At 71.2% G+C, this 14196-nt stretch carries 14 protein-coding genes; 12 read left to right on the top strand and 2 right to left on the bottom strand.

Annotated features, from left to right (window positions below; translation table 11 throughout):
* Positions 1-95: 95 nt before the first annotated feature.
* Positions 96-1454, bottom strand: a complete 1359-nt coding sequence (locus tag CP970_RS17560; protein ID WP_055547891.1) for a sensor histidine kinase — start codon at positions 1452-1454, stop codon at positions 96-98.
* Positions 1455-1554: 100 nt separating this feature from the next.
* Complete coding sequence (locus CP970_RS17555; RefSeq protein ID WP_055547889.1) at positions 1555-2757, bottom strand: sensor histidine kinase; 1203 nt, start codon at positions 2755-2757, stop codon at positions 1555-1557.
* A gap of 194 nt (positions 2758-2951) precedes the next feature.
* Here CP970_RS17555 and CP970_RS17550 point away from each other — a divergent pair, with 194 nt between their 5' ends.
* The 12 genes from CP970_RS17550 to CP970_RS17495 all read left to right on the top strand — a co-directional run bounded on the left by CP970_RS17550 (position 2952) and on the right by CP970_RS17495 (position 14186).
* Positions 2952-3341, top strand: coding sequence for an NADH-quinone oxidoreductase subunit A (locus CP970_RS17550; RefSeq protein WP_055547887.1), 390 nt, complete (start codon positions 2952-2954; stop codon positions 3339-3341).
* Complete coding sequence (locus CP970_RS17545; RefSeq protein ID WP_079043532.1) at positions 3332-3934, top strand: NADH-quinone oxidoreductase subunit B; 603 nt, start codon at positions 3332-3334, stop codon at positions 3932-3934. Before CP970_RS17550 ends, CP970_RS17545 begins: the two co-directional genes overlap by 10 nt.
* Positions 3931-5082, top strand: a complete 1152-nt coding sequence (locus tag CP970_RS17540) for an NADH-quinone oxidoreductase subunit C (protein ID WP_055547885.1) — start codon at positions 3931-3933, stop codon at positions 5080-5082. Before CP970_RS17545 ends, CP970_RS17540 begins: the two co-directional genes overlap by 4 nt.
* Positions 5079-6047: a complex I subunit 1/NuoH family protein gene (locus CP970_RS17535; RefSeq protein ID WP_055547883.1), complete on the top strand. Its 969-nt coding sequence runs from the start codon at positions 5079-5081 to the stop codon at positions 6045-6047. Before CP970_RS17540 ends, CP970_RS17535 begins: the two co-directional genes overlap by 4 nt.
* Positions 6048-6593: a NuoI/complex I 23 kDa subunit family protein gene (locus CP970_RS17530; protein ID WP_055547881.1), complete on the top strand. Its 546-nt coding sequence runs from the start codon at positions 6048-6050 to the stop codon at positions 6591-6593.
* The gene (locus tag CP970_RS17525; RefSeq protein WP_055547879.1) at positions 6590-7210 is read left to right on the top strand and encodes an NADH-quinone oxidoreductase subunit J family protein; all 621 of its coding nucleotides are present in this window, start codon (positions 6590-6592) and stop codon (positions 7208-7210) included. The genes CP970_RS17530 and CP970_RS17525 overlap by 4 nt, the downstream gene beginning before the upstream one ends.
* Complete coding sequence (nuoK, locus tag CP970_RS17520) at positions 7210-7626, top strand: NADH-quinone oxidoreductase subunit NuoK (protein WP_055547877.1); 417 nt, start codon at positions 7210-7212, stop codon at positions 7624-7626. Before CP970_RS17525 ends, nuoK begins: the two co-directional genes overlap by 1 nt.
* The gene (locus tag CP970_RS17515) at positions 7623-9632 is read left to right on the top strand and encodes an NADH-quinone oxidoreductase subunit 5 family protein (protein WP_055547875.1); all 2010 of its coding nucleotides are present in this window, start codon (positions 7623-7625) and stop codon (positions 9630-9632) included. Before nuoK ends, CP970_RS17515 begins: the two co-directional genes overlap by 4 nt.
* 6 nt (positions 9633-9638) lie before the next feature.
* Positions 9639-11228, top strand: a complete 1590-nt coding sequence (locus CP970_RS17510) for an NADH-quinone oxidoreductase subunit M (RefSeq protein WP_055547873.1) — start codon at positions 9639-9641, stop codon at positions 11226-11228.
* Entirely contained in the window at positions 11225-12757 is a 1533-nt protein-coding gene (locus tag CP970_RS17505) for an NADH-quinone oxidoreductase subunit N (protein WP_224058488.1), read from the top strand. Before CP970_RS17510 ends, CP970_RS17505 begins: the two co-directional genes overlap by 4 nt.
* A gap of 173 nt (positions 12758-12930) precedes the next feature.
* Positions 12931-13794 (top strand): zinc metalloprotease HtpX, encoded by an 864-nt coding sequence (gene htpX / locus CP970_RS17500; RefSeq protein ID WP_055547871.1) that lies wholly within the window; start codon positions 12931-12933, stop codon positions 13792-13794.
* Positions 13791-14186, top strand: a complete 396-nt coding sequence (locus CP970_RS17495) for a YccF domain-containing protein (RefSeq protein ID WP_055547869.1) — start codon at positions 13791-13793, stop codon at positions 14184-14186. Before htpX ends, CP970_RS17495 begins: the two co-directional genes overlap by 4 nt.
* Positions 14187-14196 lie beyond the last annotated feature (10 nt).

Here is a 14196-nt window from a genome sequence, read left to right as displayed (position 1 = left end):
CCCCCGGGACGTCCTGCGCCGCTGGGGGCGAAGGTATCCAATCCGGGGGAGGCGGCGGGTCGGTTCGGGTGGCTCACGTACCAGTGGCTCAAGTGCTAGGCGCGCCAGGGCAGTTCCGCGGTGATCGTGGTCGGTCCGCCGTGCGGTGAGACGACCACCAGGATCCCGTCGACCGCGTCGAGCCGCTCCGCGAGCCCGGCGAGACCGGAACCCGCCGAGGTGTCGGCGCCGCCCACGCCGTTGTCGGTGATCTGGAGCATCAGCCGGTCCTCCGTACGCCAGACGTCGACCGTGCCCTGGCTCGCCCGGCTGTGCTTGCTGATGTTCTGGAGCAGCTCGGAGACCGTGAAGTACGCGATGCCCTCGATGGCGGCGACCGGGCGGCTCGACAGGTCCACCTCCACCTGGACCGGCACGGTGCAGCGGGCGGCGAGCGCGGAGAGCGCCGCGTCCAGGCCGCGGTCGGTGAGGACGGCGGGGTGGATGCCGCGGGCGAGGTCGCGGAGTTCTTGCAGGGCGACCTTCACTTCGCCGTGGGCTTCGTCGACCATGCGTGCGGCGGCTTCGGGGTCCTCGGTGAGCTTCTCCTTGGCCAGGCCCAGATCCATGGCGAGGGCGACGAGGCGGGCCTGCGCTCCGTCGTGCAGGTCGCGTTCGATGCGGCGAAGGTCGGCGGCGGCGGTGTCCACGACGACGCCGCGGTCCGACTCCAGTTCGACGACACGGGTCGCGAGCTGCGAGGGGCCGAGCAGGCCGTGGACCATCAGGCGGTCCACGGTGGTCAGGGCCCGCAGGATCCAGGGCGTCGCCAGCGTGATCAGCAGGCCGGTCGCCGCGGTGAGCGTGATCTCGAAGGGGTTGTCGAGGTAGATGCGGTGGCCGTCGTCGCCGTAGAGCTGGATGCCGTCCTGGCCGCCGTACATCGGGAAGAGCCAGAACCACAGCGGGTACGTCAGCATCAGCCAGCCGTACGACCAGAAGACGATCGCCACGATGAACGAGAACAGCGACCACGGCATGAGCAGCAGCGAGTAGAGCAGGTTCCGCCAGGAAGTGCCGCTCTTGAGGACGGCCCCGATGTGCGCCATCAGGCCGCCTGAGCGCGGCCGCAGCGGCTCGGGCGAGGCGATGTCCATGCCGAGCAGCGCCCGGGCCCTGGTCCGCTCCAGGGCGCCGATGCCGCGGCAGGCGGCCAGCGCACCCGCGAGCACCGGGACGCCGATGAAGGTGATCAGGAGCCCGGCGCCGAGCGAGACCATCGTGACGGCGAAGACGAACGCGGTGATGCCGATCGGCAGGCTCAGCACGGTGTAGAGAAGCTCCCGCCAGGTGCGGGCCTCGATCGGGGCGCGCAGCCCGGCGGGGATGCGGTGGCGCCGCCGTTCCTCGACGTCGGCTGCCCGGAAGTCCGGCCGGTCCATCTGTGCGTACCCCTGTCCGTATTCCGTGGCCATCGGTGTCGTCCGTTTCTGCTCGGTTGTCGTACCTCCAGAATCGCCGCCCGCGCCGCTGCGGACCATGGAGTGCGTCGGCGTCTTCGACCGGGGGTTTTCCCTACCTCCGGCCGGCGCCGGGCTGCGGTGCGGGGTCACTGGCACGGTCGCGCCAGGGCAGTTCCGCCGTGATCGTGGTCGGTCCGCCCTCCGGGGAGTCGATCACGAAGAGCCCGTCGACGGCGCCGAGCCGGTCCGCGAGGCCCGCCATGCCCGTGCCCCCGTCGAGCCGCGCGCCGCCGCGCCCGTCGTCCGACACCTGGATCAGGAGCCGGTCCTCCGAGCGCCACACCTCGACGCTCGCGGACCGCGCGCCGCTGTGCTTGCTGACGTTCTGGAGCAGCTCGGAGACCGTGAAGTACGCGCTGCCCTCGATGGCGGCGGCGGGGCGCGCGGGGAGGTCGGCGGTCACCTTCACCGGCACGGTGCAGCGGGCGGCGAGGGAGGAGAGCGCGGCGTTCAGGCCGCGGTCGGTGAGGACGGCGGGGTGGATGCCGCGGGCGAGGTCGCGGAGTTCTTGCAGGGCGACCTTCACTTCGCCGTGGGCTTCGTCGACCATGCGGGCGGCGGCTTCGGGGTCCTCGGTGAGCTTCTCCTTGGCCAGGCCCAGGCCCATGGCGAGGGCGACGAGGCGGGCCTGCGCTCCGTCGTGCAGGTCGCGTTCGATGCGGCGCAGGTCGGCGGCGGCGGTGTCCACGACGACGCCGCGGTCCGACTCCAGTTCGGCGATGCGCCGCTCCAGCTCGTCGGAGGGGGAGAGCAGCCCGCGCACCATCGCCCGGTCCGCGTTGGCCAGGCCGCGCGCGATGAACGGCAGCACCGGCCAGGCCACGAAGAGCCCGGTCGCCATGACGCCGAAGGTGAGCACGCCCCAGGGCAGCCGGATGAACGAGTACAGCATGGTGCGCCAGCCCACCGGGTCCTTCAGGCTCGACCACAGCCGCCCGAAGAAGCCGGACGTACCGATCATCGGCATCGGGCTCGGCTCGTCGATCCGTACGCCGAGCAGCTTCCTGGCGCGCGCCCGTTCCGCCCTGCCGATCAGGCGGGCGCCGAGCAGCCCCACCGCGAGCAGCGGAAGGCCGACGACCGTCACCGTCAGGGGGACGCCGATGGCCAGCACGGACACCGCGTAGAGGAAACCGAGCATGCCCACGGGCAGATTCACCAGGAGGTGCGCGATCTCCTTCCAGGTGTGCGTGTCGTACGCGAAGCGCGCGGGCGGCGGCCGGTCGTCGTGAAGTGGCGTGGAGCTAGCGGTCATACGCGCCAGAGTGCCCGGTCGGCCGCCGCAAAGCCATGAGGGCCGCCGCCCGGAAGCGCGGGGGATAACCCCACCTCGCCCTGACCGAAGCGTGACGCTCTGCTTACCGAGGCTTTAGCAGGCCCTAGACTCCCGTGCGTACAGATCGTCGAACAGGGTCAGGGTCAAGGGCGGTCAGGGAGTGAGGGACTGACGTGCACGTGACGAACGTCGCGGCGAGCTACTACCAGTCGTACTCCGTCGTCGGGCTGCTCGCCGTCGTGGGCGTGCTGTTCGTCGCCGTCGCCTTCGGCGCGGGACGACTGCTCCGCCCGGTGGTGCCGACGCCCGAGAAACTCCTGACGTACGAGTGCGGCGTCGACCCGGTCGGCGAGGGCTGGGCCCACACCCAGGTCCGCTACTACGTCTACGCGTTCCTCTACGTGATCTTCGCCGTCGACTCGATCTTCCTCTTCCCCTGGGCGACGGTCTTCGCCGCGCCCGGCTACGGCGCGACGACCCTCGTGGAGATGTTCATCTTCCTCGGCTTCCTCGCCGTCGGCCTGCTGTACGCATACAAGAAGGGCGTCCTGACGTGGACGTGACTCCCTCGGAGCCGGTGCTCCTGCCGGAGCCCAAGCGCCTCGGCGCGCTCGCGCGCCTCGCCCCCGAGCCGATGAAGGTGGTCCTCAACTGGGGCCGCCGGTACTCGCTCTGGGTCTTCAACTTCGGCCTCGCCTGCTGCGCCATCGAATTCATCGCCGCGTCCATGGCGCGGCACGACTTCATCAGGCTCGGCGTCATCCCCTTCGCGCCGGGCCCGCGCCAGGCCGACCTGATGGTCGTCTCCGGCACGGTCACGGACAAGATGGCGCCCGCGGTGAAACGTCTCTACGAGCAGATGCCCGAACCGAAGTACGTCATCTCGTTCGGTGCCTGCTCGAACTGCGGCGGCCCGTACTGGGATTCGTACTCGGTCACGAAGGGCGTCGACCAGATCATCCCCGTCGACGTGTACGTCCCCGGGTGCCCGCCCCGCCCCGAAGCCCTCCTCCAGGGGATCCTCAAGCTCCAGGAGAAGATCGCGCGCGAGTCGCTCGGCGAGCGGTACGGCAACGGTTCCGGCGCCCGCCCCTCGACGGCCGCCCTGCGGAGCGGCCTCGTGAAACCGCCCGCCCCGGGGGAGGCCACGACATGACCGGCTGGCTGCCGAGCCCCGTCGAGGAGCTCTTCGGCCCGGAGGCGACGGCCGAGGAGTCGTACGACGTCCTGACCGTCGACGTGCCCGCGGCCTCCTGGACCACCGCCCTCGAGACCGCCCGCACCACCCTCACCTGCACCTACTTCGACTGGCTGAGCGCGGTCGACGAACCGGGCACCGGCTTCCTGGTCTCGGCGCACGTCGTGGCCCTCGCGCCGGTCCGCCGACTCCTCGTCCGTACGACGGTGCCGCACGACGCCCCCGTCCTGGCCTCCGCGGTCGACGTCTACGCGGGCGCCGCGTGGCACGAGCGCGAGACGCACGAAATGTTCGGCGTGACCTTCGAAGGACACCCCGGCCTCGTCCCGCTGCTGCTGCCCGAGAACTTCGAGGGCCATCCGCTTCGCAAGGACTTCGTCCTCGCCGCCCGCGTCGCGAAGGCGTGGCCGGGCGCCAAGGAACCGGGCGAGTCCGAGCACGGCGGCCCCAAGCGCCGCCAGATGCTGCCGCCCGGCGTACCCGACCCGAACGAGTGGGGCCCGCTGAAGGGCCAGCTCCCACCGGCCCCGGCCCGCCCGGCGCGCGGCGCGGGCCGCGCGGCAGCGGGCGGCGCGGCGGGCGGCGAACGCCCGGCGCGCAGGACGCGTACGGCGGGGGAGGGGTCGGCGAGCCAGGCCGCGGACGCCGCGGGGGCGGCGGAAGCGGGAGCCGGGGCTTCGGCTGGTCCGGGGGCTCCTGCCGCGTCGACCGAGACCACGGCGCCCGCTCGTCCCGCGAGGCGCTCGCGCAGCGTCAGCCAGGGCTCGGCGTCCCAGCGGGCGGCAGCGGCTCCGGAGCCGACTCCCGCCCCGGAGGGCGCGGCCGAGCCCGAGGAGGCGCAGTCACCGGCCGCGAGCGGTTCGGATGCCCCGAGCGGTTCGGATGATGCCCCGTGGCACCACGCCCGCCCGGCGTTCGACGACGCGAAGCGAACGCGGCCGGAGCCCGAGCCCGAGCAGCCTGAGCCCGGACCGAAGCCCGAGCCGGAGCAGCCTGAGCCCGGACCGAAGCCCGAGCCGGAGCAGCCTGAGCCCGGACCGGAGCCGAAGCCCGAACAGCCCACCCAGCCCCCCGAAAACGGCGAACGCCCCGGAGGCACCGAGTGAACGACGCCCTCGACGTCGCCCTGCGCCTCGTCATCGTCTTCGCGGTGTTCCTGGTGTTCCCCCTCGTCATCGGCCAGACCGAGCACAAGGTGATGGCCCACATGCAGGGCCGCCTCGGCCCCATGCACGCGGGCGGCTTCCACGGCTGGGCCCAACTCGTCGCCGACGGCGTGAAGTTCGCCCAGAAGGAAGACGTCGTCCCGGCCGAGGCCGACCGCCGCATCTTCCAACTGGCGCCCGCCATCGCCCTCCTGCCCTACCTCCTCGTCCTGATCGCCATCCCGATCGGCCCCGGCGAGGGCGCGGTCGGCCAGGTCGTCGACGCGGGCATCTTCTTCGTGCTCGCGGTGATGGGCGTCGGCGTGCTCGGCTCGCTCATGGCGGGCTGGGCGAGCGCCAACAAGTTCTCCCTCCTCGGCGGCCTGCGCACCGCCGCCCAGCTCCTCGCCTACGAACTCCCGATGCTGCTCGCCGCCGCCTCGGTCGCGATGGCGGCGGGCACGGTCTCGCTGCCCGGCATCGTCGACGCCTTCGCGTGGTGGTGGCTGCCCTGGCAGATCGTCGGCGCCCTGGTCTTCTTCGTCGCGGGCCTCGCCGAGCTGCAGCGCCCGCCGTTCGACATGCCGGTCGCCGACTCGGAGATCATCTTCGGCGCGTACACCGAGTACACCGGCCTGCGCTTCGCCCTCTTCCTCCTCGCCGAGTACGCCGGAATCGTCGTCCTGTGCGGCCTGACCACCGTCCTGTTTTTGGGCGGCTGGCACGGCCCGTGGGGCGCCGAAGGGCTCGGCTGGGTCTGGACCCTGCTCAAGACGGCCGTCCTCGCCTTCGTGGTCATCTGGCTGCGCGTGTCCTACCCCCGTCTCCGCGAGGACCAGCTCCAGAAGCTCTCCTGGACCTTCCTCGTCCCGCTCGCCCTCGCGCAGATCGCGCTCACCGGAATCGTGAAGGTGGCGATCAACTAAATGCCTCCGCTCCCCGGGTCCGGCCTGGCCAAGGGCCTCGCCGTCACCCTCCGCACGATGACGAAGAAGACCGTCACCGAGCAGTACCCCGAGGCCCAGCCCGAGCTTCCGCCGCGCACCCGCGGCGTCATCGGCCTGTTCGAGGAGAACTGCACGGTCTGCATGCTGTGCGCCCGCGAGTGCCCCGACTGGTGCATCTACATCGACTCCCACAAGGAGACGGTCCCGGCCGCCGCCCCCGGCGGCCGCGAGCGCAGCCGCAACGTCCTCGACCGCTTCGCCATCGACTTCTCCCTCTGCATGTACTGCGGCATCTGCATCGAGGTCTGCCCCTTCGACGCGCTGTTCTGGTCCCCGGAGTTCGAGTACGCCGAGACCGACATCCACGAACTCACCCACGAGCGCGACAAGCTCCGCGAGTGGATGTGGACGGTTCCCGCGCCGCCCGCCCTCGACCCCGCGGCCGAGGACCCGAAGGAACTCGTCACGGCCCGCAAGGCCGCCGAGAAACTGGCCGCGGCCGAGGCGAAGGGCGAGGAGTCGTGAACATCGCCGCCGAAACCCAGAGCTTCCTGTCCCCGACCGGCGTCGAGATCGCCTTCCTCCTCGTCGGCCTCGTCACCCTCGGCGCGGCCGTCATCACGGTCACGACCAAGCAGCTGGTGCACGCCGCGCTGTGGCTGGTGGTCGCGCTCGGCGGACTCGCCGTCGAGTACCTCCTGCTCACCGCGGAGTTCATCGCCTGGGTGCAGGTCCTCATCTACGTCGGATCCGTCGTGGTCCTCCTCCTCTTCGGTCTGATGCTGACCAGGGCCCCCATCGGCCGCTCGCCGGACGCCGATTCGGGCAACCGCCCGGTCGCGCTCGCGGTGGCGCTCGCCGCCGCTGCCGCCCTGGTCTGGGTCGTCGTGGACGCGTTCCGCACCACGGTGATCGACCTGGACGGCGCCGCCCAGGGCTCCACCGACGTGACCGGATCGATCCTCTTCCGGCACTGGGTACTGCCTTTCGAGGCGCTCTCCGTCCTCCTCCTCGCCGCCCTCGTCGGCGCGATCGTCCTGTCCCGCAAGAAGGCCGCCGAAGACGGAAGCGCCGCCGAGTACCGAAGCGCCGCCAAGGACCGAAGCGCCGCCAAGGACCAGACTCGGGAGGAGAACAGCTGATGCACCTCCACCTCGCCTATCCCGCCGTCCTCGCCGTCCTCCTCTTCTGCGTCGGCCTGTACGGCGTACTGGCCCGCCGCAACGCGATCCTGGTCCTGATGTCCGTCGAGCTGATGCTCAACGCCGTCAACCTCAACCTCGTCGCCTTCGACGTCTGGCTCCGCGACGCCCTGCACGCTGGCCAGGCCCTGACGCTGTTCACCATCGCCATCGCCGCCGCCGAGATCGGCATCGGCCTCGCGATCGTCCTCGCCGTCTACCGCAACCGCGGCAGCTCCGCCGTCGACGACCTCCGCGACACCGCCGAGGGCCCGGACGGCGACCCCGACGACCCCGGCGAAGCCGACGCCCTCGACGACACCGACGACACCGGCGAAGAGGCCGCACCGGCGCAGAAGGCTGAGGCCACCGCGTGACCACGACCACCCTCGCCGTCCTCGTCCCCCTCCTTCCGTTCCTGGGCGCGGCCGCGGGCCTGCTGCTCGGCCGCAAGGTCCCCGGTCTCGTACGTCCCCTCGCCGTCCTGCCCACGCTGACGGCCCTGCTCCTCGCCGTGCTCGTGGCCGTCCGGCAGGGCGGCGGCACCGGTGGCGGCACGGCCGCCCTGGACGCCGCCACCGAGCTCACCCCGACCGGCTCGGTCCCCATCGAACTCGCCCTGCACGTCGACGGCTTCGCCGCCCTCGTCGCCGTCCTGGTCGGCGTCGTCGCCTCCTGCGTGCAGATCTACTCGACGGGCTACCTCCGCGACGACCCGCGCTACCCCTCGTACGCCGCTCTCGTCTCCCTCTTCACCTCCGCGATGCTGCTCGTCGTCTACTCCGGCGACCTGATGGTGCTCCTGGTCGGCTGGGAGATCATGGGCATCTGCTCGTACTTCCTGGTCGGCCACTACTGGGAGACCCCCGAGGCGCGCGCCGCCTCCCTGAAGGCCTTCCTGGTCACCAAGCTCGGCGACGTCCCCTTCCTGATCGGCCTGTTCGCGCTCGCCGCGGACACCGGCTCCTTCCGCGTCACGACGATCCTCGCGAAGGTCGCGGACGGCGGCCTGGACCACCCGACGCTGATCGCCCTGCTGCTGCTCGCGGGCGTGGCGGGCAAGTCCGCGCAGTTCCCGCTGCACACCTGGCTGCCCGACGCGATGGCGGGCCCCACGCCCGTCTCCGCGCTGATCCACGCCGCGACGATGGTCGCCGCCGGTGTCTACTTCGTGGCCCGGCTCCTCCCCGTCTTCGCCGCCTCCGCGGCGGCCCTGGTCGTCCTCGCCGTCATGGCCGCCGTGACGATGGCCGGATCGGCTCTCGCCGCGCTCGCCCAGGACGACATCAAGCGCGTCCTCGCGTACTCGACGATCGGCCAGCTCGGCTACATGACCGGCGCCCTCGCCGTCGGCGACCGCGGTGCCGCCGTCTTCCACCTCCTGTCGCACGGCGCCTTCAAGGCGCTCCTGTTCCTCGGGGCGGGCGTGATCATCCACGCCGCCGGTACCAACTCGCTCGCCGCCATGTCCCGCATGAACGGCCTGCGCGACCGCATTCCCGACGCCTACTGGACGATGACCGTGGCGCTCCTCGCGCTCGCCGCGATCCCGCCGTTCAGCGGCTTCTTCTCCAAGGAGGCGGTGCTCGGCGCCGCCGAGCACACGGCCACGGGCCACGCCGATTCCGTGCCCGCCGCGGCGGGCTGGATCGTCCTCCTCGCCGGTCTGCTCACCGCCCTCCTCACCGCCGCCTACGCGACGCGTCTGTGGCTCCTGGCCTTCCACGGGAAGGGCGCCGAGGCCCCCGACCACGGAAAGCAGCCCGTCACCATGACGGCCGTGCTCTGGGTGCTCGCCGTCCCCTCCCTCGCCTTCGGTCTCGCCGTCGGTGTCCTGCCGGACTGGTTCGACGGCCACTCACTCGCCCCGACACTCACGACCTCCGTTCTTGGCACGGGTGTCGCGCTGGTCGGCGCCCTGGTCACCTACGGCGCGTGGCGGCACACCACGACGCTCGCCGCCCATGTCCCCATGGGCGCGGTCGCCGCGAACCCGGACGGTGACGGGGGCTTGGTCGAGGCGGAGGCCATCGCCACCCACGCCCCCGCGTACGGAGACGTGGCATCGGCACCCGACCCGGCTGACCCCGGCCGTCTGCTGCTCGGCCCCCTGCACCGCCACGCGGCCGTCGGCTTCCACCTCGACGCCGTCTACGCCGCCCTGTTCGTACGCCCCGTCCAGGCCGCCGCGCGGCTCGTCCGCTTCCTCGACCGCGAGGTCGTCGAGACGTACGTGCGCGGCGCGGGCGCGGCACCCCGCTGGCTGGGCGCGGCCGTCCGCCGGGCGCAGACCGGCAACGTGCAGACCTATCTGAGCGCGCTGCTCGCAGGCGCGGTCGTCCTGGCCGTCGCCGCCGTCCTCGTCGCCACCGCCGGAGCGTGAGCAGCCGTGATCGGTATCAGTGAGTCCGTGATGCAGTTTCTTCTGGCGTTGATCGTCGTCGGCCCGCTCATCGGCGCCGTGGCCGCTCTCCTGCCCGCCCCGCCCGGACTGAAGGGGAAGTCGCCCGACCAGGCCGTGCTCCGCCACGGCGTGGTCGTGACCGGCGCGATCCTCATCGCCGCGATCGTCCTCGCGCTCGGCTTCGACCACGACCAGCCGTCGAAGATGCAGGCCACGACCGATATCAGCTGGATCCCCGCACTCGACGTGCGCATCCATCTCGGCATCGACGGCATCTCGCTCCCCCTTCTGGTCCTGACCGCGCTGCTGACCTTCCTCTGCGCGCTCTACAGCTACTTCAAAATGCCGTCGGGCCCGTCTCCCAAGGCATTCGTCGCACTGATCCTCGTGCTCGAGTCCGGCACCCTCGCGACCTTCGCCGTCCTCGATCTGCTGCTGTTCTTCCTGGCGTTCGAGATGGTGCTCATCCCGATGTACTTCCTCATCGCCCGCTGGGGCGGTGAGCAACGGACCCGGGCCGCTTGGAAGTTCATCCTCTTCACGCTGCTCGGCTCCGTCGTGATGCTGCTGGGCCTGCTCCTCATCGGGCTCAAGTCCGGCACATTCGACATGGTGGCACTCGCCACTGACAACGGCCGGGGCCTGAGTACATCCGTGCAGGTCATCGCCGTTCTGGCGATCGGGATCGGGCTCGCGGTCAAGACGCCGATGTGGCCGCTGCACAGCTGGCTGCCGGACGCCCACACCGCCGCGCCGACCGTCGGCTCGGTCCTGCTGGCCGGTGTGATGCTGAAGATGGGTACGTACGGGTTCGTCCGCATCCTGCTGCCCGTCGCGCCGGACGGGATGCGGGAGTTCGCGCCGTACCTCGCCGCCTTCGCGGTCGTCGGGATCATCTACGGATCCCTGGCCTGCCTCGCGCTCGCCAGGCAGGGCGCGAAGGGCGACCTCAAGCGCCTCATCGCGTACTCGTCCGTCGGCCACATGGGCTTCGTGCTGCTCGGCATCGCGACGATGAGCCCGACCGGCGTGAACGGCGCGCTGTTCGCCAACATCGCCCACGGCCTCATCACCGGCCTGCTGTTCTTCCTCGTCGGCGCGCTCAAGGACCGCACCGGCACGACCGACCTCGACTCCCTCGCGCAGGAGTCCGGCGCCGCGCTCTACGGCAAGGCACCCCGCCTCGGCGGCCTGCTCGCCTTCGGCGCCGTCGCCTCGCTCGGGCTGCCCGGGCTCGCCGGGTTCTGGGGCGAAATGCTCGCGCTGTTCGGCGCGTTCAAGCCCGCCGACGACCTGAGCCGTCCCGCCTTCCTCACCTTCATGGCCATCGCGGCCTTCGGCACCCTGCTCACCGCCGCGTACATGCTCATCGTCGTACGCCGCGTCTGCATGGGCCCCATGCCGAAGCCCGCGGCCGAGCCCGCGCCGAAGGCACTGGCCGACGTCCACGGCTACGAGTTCGCCGCCTGGACCCCCCTCGTCGCCCTCACCGTCCTCGCCGGACTCTGGCCCGCGGCTCTCCTCGGCCTGACCGACCCGGCCGTGCAGAAGCTCCTCACAGGAGGCAAGTCGTGACCGTGGCCGCCGAAAGCGCCGCAAGCCTCGTCCAGTCCGTCGACTGGGTCGCGATCGCACCGCCGACCATCACGGCGCTCGTCGGCCTCGTCGTGCTCGTCGCCGACCTCTTCGTCGGCCCCGGCAAGAAGGCGGTCCTCGGCTGGATCTCCGTGGCGGGCCTGGCCGCGGCCGCGCTCTCGCTGCTGCCCCTCCTGGACGACGACCGCTCGACCTTCTGCCTGGCCGGCGGCGGCACGCACGCGTGCAGCTACACCGCCGACCGCTTCACCCTCGTCATCCAGCTCCTGGTCCTAGGCGGCGCCCTGCTCGCCGCCCTGCTCTCCATGAGCACCCTCAAGGACTCCCAGGACGAACTGCCCGCGGGGGAGTACTGGTTCCTGCTGCTGTCCTCCGCCGCGGGCGCCGCCCTGCTGCCCGCATCGCGCGACCTCGCGACGCTCGTCGTCGCCCTCGAAGTCGCCTCCCTGCCCGCCTTCGCGCTCGTCGGCCTCAAGCGCGGCGACAAGCGCTCCTCCGAAGCGGCCCTGAAGTTCTTCCTCTCCTCGGTCACCGCGACCGCGGTGACCCTCCTCGGCGTCAGCTTCGTGTACGCCGCGACCGGCACCCTGCACCTCACGGAGATCGCCACCGAGCTCCAGGACGTCGACGGGCAGCTGCACACGCTCGCCCAGACCGGCGTCGCCCTCACCCTCGTCGGCTTCGCCTTCAAGGTGGCGGCCGTGCCCTTCCACTTCTGGGTGCCCGACACCTACGTAGGCGCGCCCCTGCCCGTCGCCGCGTACCTCTCCGTCGTAGGAAAGGCGGTCGGCTTCACCGGGCTCATCCTCGTCACCGTCGTCGCCTTCCCCTCGTACGCGGACGTCTGGGGCCCGGCGATCGCGGTCCTCGCCGCCCTCACCATGACCGCGGGCAACGTCGCGGCGCTGCGACAGCGGGCCACGCGCGCGTACAGCGCGGTCCGCCTGCTCGCCTGGTCCTCGGTCGGCCAGGCCGGCTACCTCCTGGTGCCGATCGCCGCCGCCGGATACGCCGACGACGACGCGGGCGCGCAGAAGGCCATCGGCTCCACCGTCGCGTACGCCCTGATGTACGCGGCCGTGAACCTCGGAGCCTTCGCCGTGGCGGCCCTCGTCGGCCGCACACAGCGCCTGAACCGCGTCAGCGACTACCGCGGCCTGTACGCGCGAAGCCCGCTCGCCGCCCTCGTCCTCGGCTTCTTCCTGCTCTGCCTCGCGGGCCTGCCGCCCGGCATCATCGGCCTCTTCGCTAAGGTCACGGTCTTCTCCGCGGTGGTCGACGCGGGCCTCGGCTGGCTCGCCGTGGTGATGGCCGTGAACGTCGTGATCGCGCTCTTCTACTACCTCCAGTGGACCGCGCTGCTCTTCCGCGCCCCCCAGGGAGAGCCCGTCAAGCACCGCGCCCCCGCCCCGCTCACCGTGGCCATCGCCCTGACCGCGATCCTCGGCGTCGCGCTCTCCGGAGCGCCCCAGCTCGTGCTGCGGTTCGCCGACACGGGACTCTTCTGAGGGCCCGCCCCCGACGACCGCGCGGGCCATCACCCGCGCGGCCTACACCGCTCCTGCGCGCACAAGGGAACTAGTGCCCTCCGCCTGGCGTTGACCAGTACGGGAGGGTCCACTGAACAGTGGAAGCACCAGTCAGCAGAGGGTTCCCCCACGCACCACCAGGAGGGCGTACCGTGCACCGCCGGCACAACGGATTGAAGACCGCCGTACTCCTCGGGGGACTGTCCGCGCTCATCCTCGTCATCGGCAGTTTCTTCGGGCGTACGGGCCTGGTCGTCGCGCTCTTCGTGGCGCTCGGTACCAACGCGTACGCGTACTGGAACAGCGACAAGCTCGCCCTGCGCGCCATGCGCGCCCGCCCGGTGAGCGAGTTCGAGGCCCCCGAGCTGTACCGCATGGTCCGCGAGCTCTCCACCCAGGCCCGTCAGCCCATGCCGCGTCTCTACATCTCACCGACCGAGGCGCCCAACGCGTTCGCCACGGGCCGCAACCCGCGCAACGCGGCGGTGTGCTGCACGGACGGCATCCTGCGGATCCTGGACGAGCGCGAACTGCGCGGCGTCATCGGCCACGAGCTCAGTCACGTCTACAACCGCGACATCCTGATCTCGTCGGTCGCGGGCGCGCTGGCCTCCGTGATCATGTTTCTGGTCAACTTCGCCTGGCTGATCCCGATCGGCCGGTCGAACGACAACGACGGACCCGGCATCTTCGGCATGCTCCTGATCATGCTGCTCGGCCCGCTCGCGGCCTCCATCATCCAGCTGGCCATCAGCCGCTCCAGAGAGTACGAGGCGGACGCGTCCGGCGCCCAACTCACCGGAGACCCGCTCGCCCTGGCGAGTGCACTGCGTAAACTCGACGCCGGGACGAAGCAGTTGCCGCTGCCGCCCGAGCCCCGTCTCGAGACGGCGAGTCACATGATGATTGCGAACCCTTTCCGCCCGGGGCAGGGCATGTCCAAGATGTTCTCCACGCATCCGCCGATGGCGGAGCGCATTGCCCGACTCGAGCAGATGGCAGGTCGCCACCAGTGAAGACAATCCTGAACGTCATATGGCTCGTCCTCTGCGGCTTCTGGATGTTCCTGGCCTACTTGGTCGCAGGTGCGCTGCTCTGCATCACGATCATCGGTATCCCCTTCGGCCTGGCCAGCTTCCGCATCGGCCGCTATGCCCTGTGGCCCTTCGGCTACACGACGGTCGAGCGCCGCGACGCGGGCGCCCCGTCCTGCATCGGCAACGTCCTGTGGCTGGTCCTCGCGGGCTGGTGGCTCACCATCGGCCACATCGTCACCGGCTTCCTGCTGTGCGTCACGATCATCGGCATCCCCCTGGGCATCGCCAACTTCAAGCTGATCCCGGTCTCGCTGCTGCCGCTGGGCCGCGAGATCGTCCGTACCGACCAGCCGTTCGCCGCGCGCTACTAGAGCGGGCGCA

The sequence above is a fragment of the Streptomyces kanamyceticus genome (assembly GCF_008704495.1).
Lineage (GTDB): Bacteria > Actinomycetota > Actinomycetes > Streptomycetales > Streptomycetaceae > Streptomyces > Streptomyces kanamyceticus.
The sequence above is the reverse complement of the archived record's forward strand: the minus strand, read 5'-3'. Positions and strand labels throughout refer to the sequence as shown.